Below are 8,135 nucleotides of genomic sequence, written 5' to 3'. Positions count from 1 at the left end.
AGGGAGTCGACGCGGAGCGTCGGCGACCGACGACAACGCGGCAGATGTGCGTGCCACACCCCGCGTCTGCGGCATGATCGGCCGGACAGGTCCTAGCCCGGCACACCGGGGGCTTGGGGCGGAGGACCACGAGCCTTCGCCCCAAGCCGTCAGCCGTCAGCCGTCGCCCCGGCGGGCCGGTTGCGGGGTCGGATAGGCGGGGTCCATCTCCTGGATCGCGCGCATGGAGCCGCCGAGTGTCTTCACCAGCAGTTCGCGCATCGTGTCGCGGGTCAGCTGGGTTCTGCCGATCCAGTCGAGGGCGGCGCCTTCCACACTGCACACCCAGGCGAGCAGTCCCATGCGGGGCAGCGGGCCGATGTCGCTGCGGCCGTACGCCCCTTCCGCGATGGTCGCGACGATCGCCTCGCGCACGCTGTCCCGGATGGCGTGCACCTCGGTGTCGAAACCGACGCCGCCGCTGACGATCGTGCGGTAGGCGGCCTGGTTGTGCTCGGCGTAGCGCAGATAGCTGTCGATGGTGCGGTGGACCCGGTCCACCGGGCCCAGTTCGAGGCCGCTCGCCGCATAGGTGACCAGGTCGGCAACGGAGTCCTGGATGATCGCCAGGTAGTAGCCGCGCTTGGACTGGAAGTAGTAGTAGATCAGCCCCTTGGCGACATGTGCCTGCCGGGCGATGTCGTCCATGGAAAGCGCGTCGTACGACGTGTCGGCGAACAACTTCCGCCCGATGGCGATGAGTTCGGCACGGCGCGCGACCGAGCGCTCGGTGCCGCGGGCCCGGGGGCGGGCGGCGTCGCGCTGTTGACTGATGTTCACTTCGACCCTGGTCTCAACAGGCGGCGGGACCACCGCAGTATGCCAGGTCAGGTATGAGCCAACTCACAGCAGGCCGAGCTGGGTGACGAGCATCGCGATCACCACGACCAGGGTCCAGCCCATGATGTGCTCAAGGCTCTTCGGGCCGTCCTCCCGCGGTCCTCCGGTACGGGCTCGGGCGGCTGTGGCTGTGGCTGTGGTTGCGTGTGCGGTCATGACGTCTCGCTGAATCTCGGATGCGTGAGGGACTCCCCCGATGGCTTTGCCCACCTTGCCATCATCAGCGGCTTTTGCGACGGAGACGTCGGTCACAGGCGAACGGCCTCCGACGCGCCGCCGGAGGCCTTCGGCGTATCGCTCAGCGCACGCCCACCGCCGCGAGCGCCGCGCGCTGGCCCGGGGTCGGGTGGGCCGGGAAGAACAGGTAGCAGACGCCGCCGGAACCGGAGACGACCTTGCCGCCGGCGTTGTACCTCTTGGTCCTGAGCCAGATGTTCTCCCACTCCCGCCGCTTGTAGACGCGCCGCACCGCCTCGTCGCCGGGTGAGGCCGGGTCGTTGGCGATCACATCGCCGTCGGCGGTGAAGCCGATCACGGTCATCAGGTGTCCGGAGGTGCCGTAGCCGGCGCCTGTGAGCTCCTCCTTCAAGAACGACTGGGACGTTATGGCCGGGATGCCGGCCGCGATCAGCGTCTCCAGGTCGGTCAGCGAGCCGAGCCGGGTGACCACTGCCTGGAGTCCCTTGAAGGTGGCCGCGTAGGCGGCGTTGAACGGCCAGTTGCCGCAGCCGTCGTACTGGTGGTCGTAGGTGAACCGTGCCGCATGGCACACCTGGGGGTCGGCGTACGACGGATCGACCCACGCCAGCTGCTCGGGGGTGAGCCGGCCGCCCCAGTACTCGATGATCATCTGCGAGGAGGTGGGGCTGCACCAGGCCTCGCCCCCGTTGTCGTACTCCGGATACTGGCCGGCGTGGATCTCCTGCGAGTAGCGCGGGACGGTCAGCTCCTTTGCCGGGCCGGGCACCGAGGCCGGGACGGTGAACCGGTCCGGGATGTCGGAGCCCATCGCGCCGAGCCGCCAGACGGTGGGCGTGGCCTTCGTGCCCGGCGTGCGGTACAGCGTGAGCCGGAGACGGTACGAGGCCAGGCGCAGGCCGTCGGCCGGGGTGTCGATCGCGAAGGTGTCCGTCCAGACGGCGCTCTTGCCGTCGCCCTGGTCGTCGACCGAGGTCCGCCTGATGTCCTGATCGCCGGCCGCCCAACGGCCCATCACGTACCAGGGACTGTCCGTGCCGTCGGAGTACGTCCCCGACAGATCGACCTGGATCCAGGTACCTGCCGGGGTGTGCGCGTTCCAGGAGGCGATCACCTCGGTGGCGGGGACGGCGAGCGTGTGGAGCGGGGCCGTCCAGGTCCCGTACTCCCAGGTGGCGGTCGTGCCGGTGTGCGGGTCGGTGTACTCGGTGGTGCCCGCGGGGGTGCCGATCGCCACGCCCGGACGAGCGCCTGCGAGGGCTCGGGTGCCCCGGGCGGTGCCGCCGCGCCATTCGGCGTGGGTGGTCCAGGCACGGTTGTCGACCGGGCGGGCCGAGGCCCGCATCGGGTCCGCGGTGTCGGCCTCGGCCTCCGCCGCGGCCGCCGGGCACGTGCTGCCGGCCACGGCGGCCGCGACCGCGGCGGCCAGGACACTTCTACGGGACGGCTGTTCGGATCTGCTCATGGGCGGGATGACCCCCAGGTGTCCGAGTCGAGGTGGTCCGGCGCACGGCCGTGCGCCCACTATGGGGCAGGCGACATGCTCCTGCCAGCACTTCCGCCCGTGCCGCGCTCACCATTTTTGGTCTTGTCCACTGGCATCGCGGCCGGTCCTACGGTCAACCGGAAAGGCCGCGTAGCCTGGCATTCCCCGCACCCGAGTCCGTCCCCCGATCGCCCCAGGAACCGTCATTCACGAGCTCGCCACCCTGCTGCGCCGCCTGCCACCGTCCTGCGGCCCGGTCCGTCTGATCGGGATCGACGGCCACGCCGGCTCCGGAAAGTCGACCTTCGCGGGACAGCTGTCCCGCGCGCTGGACGACGCGCCGGTCCTGCGCCTCGACGACATCTCCGGCCACGACGAGCTGTTCGACTGGACGGGGCGCCTGCGGACCCAGGTGATCGAGCCGCTGAGCCGGGGCGGTACCGCGCACTACGCCCCCTACGACTGGCACGCCCGCCGCTTCGGGCCGCCTCGCCCGCTGCCACCCGCTCCGGTGGTTCTCGTGGAGGGGGTCGGCGCCGGTCGCCGCGCGCTGCGCCCCTGTCTGGCCCATCTGCTGTGGATGGAGCTGGCGCGTGATGAGGCTTGGGCGCGCGGAAGGGCGCGGGACGGGGCGGAACAGCGGGAGTTCTGGGACGGGTGGGTCCGGGCGGAACAGCAGCACTTCACCGAGGACCCCTCCCGGCCCTTCGCCGACCTCCTGGTACGGCAGTGCGCGAAGGGATACGAGGTACTTCCGGGGCCCGCCGGGACCAATGGACCGGACCAGGTCGTCACGCATGGTGATGGATCATCCGCAGTGTGCTGACTTTGTGAAGAGCCTTGCCGGACAACTTGCTGGAGTGCTCCAACTCGGCTTGACCGAGGGGCCGTACAGGACTTACGTTCTCAATGCGCGGCCATTCGGAGCCGCCCGCAGACGCGAAGCCCCCGATTGTTCCCCCGTGATCGGGGGCTTCGTTCTGCCCTGAAGGCACTTTTCGGGCGCCGGTCGACACAATTCGCTCACCCTCGGTCACCATGCGGAATCCACGCATCTGCTCCCACCTCGTCAAACGGCCTGTGCGGCACCCTTCGATGGGCGACACCCACGCAGGTACGATGCCCTCGGTGCGACCTGCGGACGGCCGCTCTGCGCACCGTCGCAACTCCGGTCCGCGGCACAGCGGTTGGACCAAGGACGTCGACGGGCACCGGCCCGTCGGCGAACCAACGGGGGCACGGTTTGTGGGGGACGTGATGGACTTCGGCACGCAGGGCCCCGAGGCCCCGGCCGACCTCGCCTGGCTGCGAGGCGTGGACGCCTACACGATGGGCGCCTATCCGCAGGCGGAGGAGGAGTTCCGCACCGCGGTGCGGATCGATCCCGGGATGGCCGACGGCTGGCTCGGACTGCACGCGCTGCGCGTGGACACGACGACCGCGCTGCTACGGATGTTCCGGCACCGGGGCCGCTTCGGCGAACAGCGCGCCCGGCACCGCCGCACCCTGAACTCCTGGTACTGGCTGGGCTGGTGGGTGCAACCGGTGCTGGAGAGCCCCCGTGACCTGCTCCTCGCGCACGCCTCGCACTGGCTGGACGGACGGCACGTCCCGGAGCTCGACCGGGCCCTCGCGGGCCTGCCGCCCGTGGACGCCGACTCGCAGGTCCGCTTCCTGCACGCCTGCCGCGCCTACCTGGTCAAGGACTGGGAACAGCTGGTCCGGCACACCGACTCGCTGATCAACGACCCCATGCTGGGCATCGAGGCCGGTCTGTTCGGCGGGATGGCCCGGGTCCGGCTCGAGATGTACGGGCAGGCCGAGCCGCTGCTGTCGTCGGCCCTGATGCGCTGCCGCAGCGAGCAGCCGCAGCGCAAGGAGCTGCGTTACTGGCTGGCCCGGGCCCACGAGGGCACCGGCCGCAGCGCCGCGGCACTGCCCCTGTACCGGGCCGTGCACCGCGTCGATCCCGCCTTCATGGACACCTCGGCCCGACTCGCCGCGATCGCCGAGGGCGACGGGTACGACGAGTCGACCGACCTCGCGGCGATCACACTCACCGGGGCCGGTCAGGACATGGTGGAGGGCCCCGACGGACTCGACCAGCTCTTCGGTATCGAGGGACGCGAGCTACGACTCACGGAGCCGGATCTGCCGGCCTCCGCCCCGCTGCCGCCGGTGAGCGACCCGGCGGTGCGCGAGAAACTCCTCCCCTCCCCGTCGTTGCCCGCCGGGCCCACCGACCCGGGGATGCTCGAAGAGGCGCTCGCCGAGCTGGAGCGCATGGTGGGGCTGGAGCCGGTGAAGCGCCAGGTGAAGGCGCTGTCCGCGCAGTTGAACATGGCCCGGCTGCGCGCCGGGCAGGGTCTGCCGGTCCAGCCGCCCAAGCGGCACTTCGTCTTCTCCGGCCCCTCCGGCACCGGCAAGACCACGGTGGCCCGCATCCTCGGCCGCGTCTTCTACGCCCTCGGGCTGCTCGGCGGCGACCATCTGGTGGAGGCACAGCGGGCGGATCTCGTCGGCGAATACCTCGGCCAGACCGCGGTCAAGGCCAACGAGCTGATCGACTCCGCGCTCGGCGGTGTCCTCTTCGTCGACGAGGCCTACTCGTTGTCGAACTCCGGCTACGGCAAGGGCGACGCGTACGGCGACGAGGCGCTGCAGGTGCTGCTGAAGCGCGCGGAGGACAACCGGGACCACCTCGTGGTGATCCTGGCCGGCTATCCGGAGGGCATGGACCGGCTCCTCGCGGCGAACCCCGGGCTGTCGTCCCGCTTCACGACCCGCGTCGACTTCCCCTCCTACCGTCCGCTCGAACTCACCTCCATCGGCGAGGTGCTGGCCGCGGAGAACGGTGACATCTGGGACGAGGAGACACTGGACGAGCTGCGCTCCATCGCCGGGCATGTGGTCGACCAGGGGTGGATCGACGAGCTGGGCAACGGACGGTTCCTGCGGACCCTGTACGAGAAGAGCTGCGCGTACCGGGATCTTCGGTTGTCGACATACCCGGGGATGCTGACACGGGACGACCTGTCGACGCTGCGGCTGCCGGATCTGATGCAGGCGTACGGAGAGGTGCTGTCGGGGCGGGGACCGCAGGATCCGTCGGCGATCTGACGGACCCGGCGGCCCCGCGCTCCGCGTCAGCTGGCCAACGCCTCCTCCGGCGCCCCGCTGGCCCTCGGTTCCGTGACCCTCACCTCCGGCGCCTCCCGGTGCGCGGGGTCCCGTACCTCACCGACCAGCAGCTCCAGTACGTCCTCCAGCGCCACCAGCCCCAGCACCTTGCCGGACGCGTCGGCGACCTGGGCCAGGTGGGTGGCGGCCCGGCGCATCACCGTGAGCGCGTCGTCGAGCGGGAGCTCGGGCCTCAGGGTCGTCATCGGCCGCCACACCTGCTGCGGCACCGCCCGCTCGGAGTCCTCCAGGTCGAGTACGTCCTTCACATGCAGATAACCCATGAAGGCGCCCTTCTCCGCCGCCACCGGGAAGCGGGAGTAGCCGGTGCGGGCGGTGAGCTCGACGATCTGGCCCGGGGTGACCGAGGGGCTGACCGTCACCAGTGACTCGCGACTCAGCAGGACGTCGGTGACCGGGCGGGAGCCCAGCTCCAGGGCGTCCTCCAGGCGTTCCTGCTCCTCCGGGTCGAGCAGACCGGCCTGACCGGAGTCCTCCACCAGGCGGTTGAGCTGTTCGCTGGTGAAAACCGCCTCGACCTCGTCCTTGGGCTCGACGTGGAAGAGCCGCAGGATGCCCCGGGCGCAGGCGCCGAGGGCGACGGTGATCGGCCTGCACAGCCGGGCGAAGGCGACCAGGCCGGGGCTGAGCCACAGCGCGACCTTCTCCGGTGCTGCCATGGCGAGGTTCTTCGGCACCATCTCGCCGATGACGAGGTGGAAGAAGATGACCGCGGCGAGCGCGATCACATAGCCGAGCGGGTGGATCATGCCGTGCGGCAGGTGGACCCACTCGAAGACCGGCTCCAGCAGGTGCGCCACGGTCGGCTCGGCGACCGCGCCCAGGGTCAGCGAGCAGACGGTAATGCCGAACTGCGCGGCCGCCATCATCTGCGGCAGCCGCTCCAGGCCGTACAGGACCTGGCGGGCCCGGGCGGTGCCGAGCGGTTCGATCTGGCTGCGGCGCACCGAGACGAGCGCGAACTCGGCACCGACGAAGAAGCCGTTGGCGAGTACGAGCAGCGCGGCGAAGAGGAGTTGCAGGACGCTCATCGGGCGGCCTCCACCACTGCGGGGGCGATACGCACGAGACGTACCCGCTCGGCGCGATAGTGCCCGACCTGGCGCACGGTGAGCCGCCAGCCGGGCAGTTCGGCCCGGTCCCCGACGGCGGGGATACGGCCGAGCAGATCGGCGACCAGGCCGGCGACGGTCTCGTAGGGCCCCTCGGGCACATCCAGGCCTATGCGCTGCAGGATGTCGACGCGGCAGCTGCCGTCGGCCTCCCAGGCGGGCCGGCCGTCCTCCGGCGAGGTGGCGGCGAGTTCCGGCAGGTCGTGCCCGTCGTGCTCGTCACGGACCTCGCCGACGATCTCCTCGACGATGTCCTCCAGTGTGACGACGCCGGCCGTGCCGCCGTACTCGTCGACGACGACGGCGATGGGCTGCTCACTGCGCAACTGCGCGAGCAGGGGCTGCACCGGCAGGGTCTCGGGCACGAGCAGCGCCGGGCGGGCGATGCGCACCACGGGGGTGCGCAGCCGGTCGTGCACGGGCACGGCCAGCGCGTCCTTGAGGTGCGCCATGCCGACGACCTCGTCGATCCTCTCGCGGTAGACGGGAAAGCGGGACAGACCCGTGGCGCGGGTCAGGTTCACCACGTCCTCGGCGGTCGCCGTGGACTGGAGCGCGCTGACCCGTACCCGGGGCGTCATGACGTGCTGTGCGGTCAGCTCGGCGAGCGACAGCGTCCGTACGAAGAGGTCGGCGGTGTCCTGTTCCAGGGCGCCGGCCCGCGCGGAGTGCCGGGCGAGGGAGACGAGTTCGCCGGGGGTGCGGGCGGAGGCCAGCTCCTCGGCGGGCTCGATGCCCAGCGCGCGGACGAGCCGGTTGGCGACCGCGTTCAGGGTCGCGATCACCGGGTGGAAGAGGCGGGCGAAGGCGTGCTGCGGGCCCGCGACGAAGCGCGCGACCTGCAGGGGCTTGGACACCGCCCAGTTCTTGGGCACCAGTTCGCCGATCACCATCTGCACGGCAGAGGCCAGCAGCATGCCGACGACCACGGCGACACCGGAGACGGCGCCCTCGGGGATGCCGGTCGCGGTGATGGGGCCGTGCAGCAGCTGCGCGAGCGCCGGTTCGGCGAGCATGCCGACGACGAGGGAGGTGATGGTGATGCCGAGCTGGGTGCCGGAGAGCTGGAAGGACAGCTCCTTGAGGGACTCGACGACCGTACGGGCTCGTCGGTCGCCCTCGGCGGCGGCCTTCTCGGCGTCGGTCGCCTCGACCGTCACCAGGCCGAACTCGGCCGCCACGAAGAATCCGTTGGCGAGAATCAGCAGGAACGCCGCTCCGAGGAGCAACAGGGGGTTGGTCATGATGCCGCCGCCTCC

The 8,135-nt window shown here is 70.9% G+C and carries 7 protein-coding genes; 2 read left to right on the top strand and 5 right to left on the bottom strand.

From position 1 onward, the window contains the following. Positions 1 to 156 precede the first annotated feature (156 nt). From AB0H86_RS28150 to AB0H86_RS28140, 3 genes are all read right to left on the bottom strand, one after another. On the bottom strand, positions 157 to 819 hold the full coding sequence (locus tag AB0H86_RS28150; RefSeq protein ID WP_362444472.1) for a TetR/AcrR family transcriptional regulator: 663 nt from the start codon (positions 817 to 819) through the stop codon (positions 157 to 159). Between the two features lie 63 nt (positions 820 to 882). Continuing rightward, positions 883 to 1,035 (bottom strand): SCO1431 family membrane protein, encoded by a 153-nt coding sequence (locus AB0H86_RS28145; protein WP_362444469.1) that lies wholly within the window; start codon positions 1,033 to 1,035, stop codon positions 883 to 885. A 142-nt stretch (positions 1,036 to 1,177) separates the two neighbouring features. After that, positions 1,178 to 2,542, bottom strand: a complete 1,365-nt coding sequence (locus AB0H86_RS28140; RefSeq protein WP_362444466.1) for a peptidase C39 family protein — start codon at positions 2,540 to 2,542, stop codon at positions 1,178 to 1,180. 226 nt (positions 2,543 to 2,768) lie between these two features. Here AB0H86_RS28140 and AB0H86_RS28135 point away from each other — a divergent pair, with 226 nt between their 5' ends. Both AB0H86_RS28135 and AB0H86_RS28130 read left to right on the top strand, forming a co-directional pair. Beyond that, positions 2,769 to 3,389, top strand: coding sequence for a hypothetical protein (locus AB0H86_RS28135; protein WP_362444511.1), 621 nt, complete (start codon positions 2,769 to 2,771; stop codon positions 3,387 to 3,389). A gap of 431 nt (positions 3,390 to 3,820) precedes the next feature. After that, complete coding sequence (locus AB0H86_RS28130; protein WP_362444508.1) at positions 3,821 to 5,683, top strand: AAA family ATPase; 1,863 nt, start codon at positions 3,821 to 3,823, stop codon at positions 5,681 to 5,683. Between the two features lie 26 nt (positions 5,684 to 5,709). Here the strand turns inward: AB0H86_RS28130 and AB0H86_RS28125 are convergent, their stop codons facing one another. Next, positions 5,710 to 6,795: a hemolysin family protein gene (locus AB0H86_RS28125; RefSeq protein ID WP_362444463.1), complete on the bottom strand. Its 1,086-nt coding sequence runs from the start codon at positions 6,793 to 6,795 to the stop codon at positions 5,710 to 5,712. Continuing rightward, positions 6,792 to 8,120, bottom strand: coding sequence for a hemolysin family protein (locus AB0H86_RS28120; RefSeq protein WP_362444460.1), 1,329 nt, complete (start codon positions 8,118 to 8,120; stop codon positions 6,792 to 6,794). The genes AB0H86_RS28125 and AB0H86_RS28120 overlap by 4 nt, the downstream gene beginning before the upstream one ends. Positions 8,121 to 8,135 lie beyond the last annotated feature (15 nt).

Origin of the sequence: Streptomyces sp. NPDC050997, from assembly GCF_040660135.1 — a bacterium.
Taxonomy (GTDB): Bacteria; Actinomycetota; Actinomycetes; order Streptomycetales; family Streptomycetaceae; genus Streptomyces.
This window is presented reverse-complemented; position numbering and strand designations above follow the sequence as displayed.

Excerpts from the sequence above, each read along its gene's own strand:
- AB0H86_RS28145 (WP_362444469.1), bottom strand. The coding sequence starts at position 1,035 with ATGACCGCACACGCAACCACAGCCACAGCCACAGCCGCCCGAGCCCGT.
- AB0H86_RS28140 (WP_362444466.1), bottom strand. The coding sequence starts at position 2,542 with ATGAGCAGATCCGAACAGCCGTCCCGTAGAAGTGTCCTGGCCGCCGCG.
- AB0H86_RS28130 (WP_362444508.1), top strand. The coding sequence starts at position 3,821 with ATGGACTTCGGCACGCAGGGCCCCGAGGCCCCGGCCGACCTCGCCTGG.
- AB0H86_RS28125 (WP_362444463.1), bottom strand. The coding sequence starts at position 6,795 with ATGAGCGTCCTGCAACTCCTCTTCGCCGCGCTGCTCGTACTCGCCAAC.
- AB0H86_RS28120 (WP_362444460.1), bottom strand. The coding sequence starts at position 8,120 with ATGACCAACCCCCTGTTGCTCCTCGGAGCGGCGTTCCTGCTGATTCTC.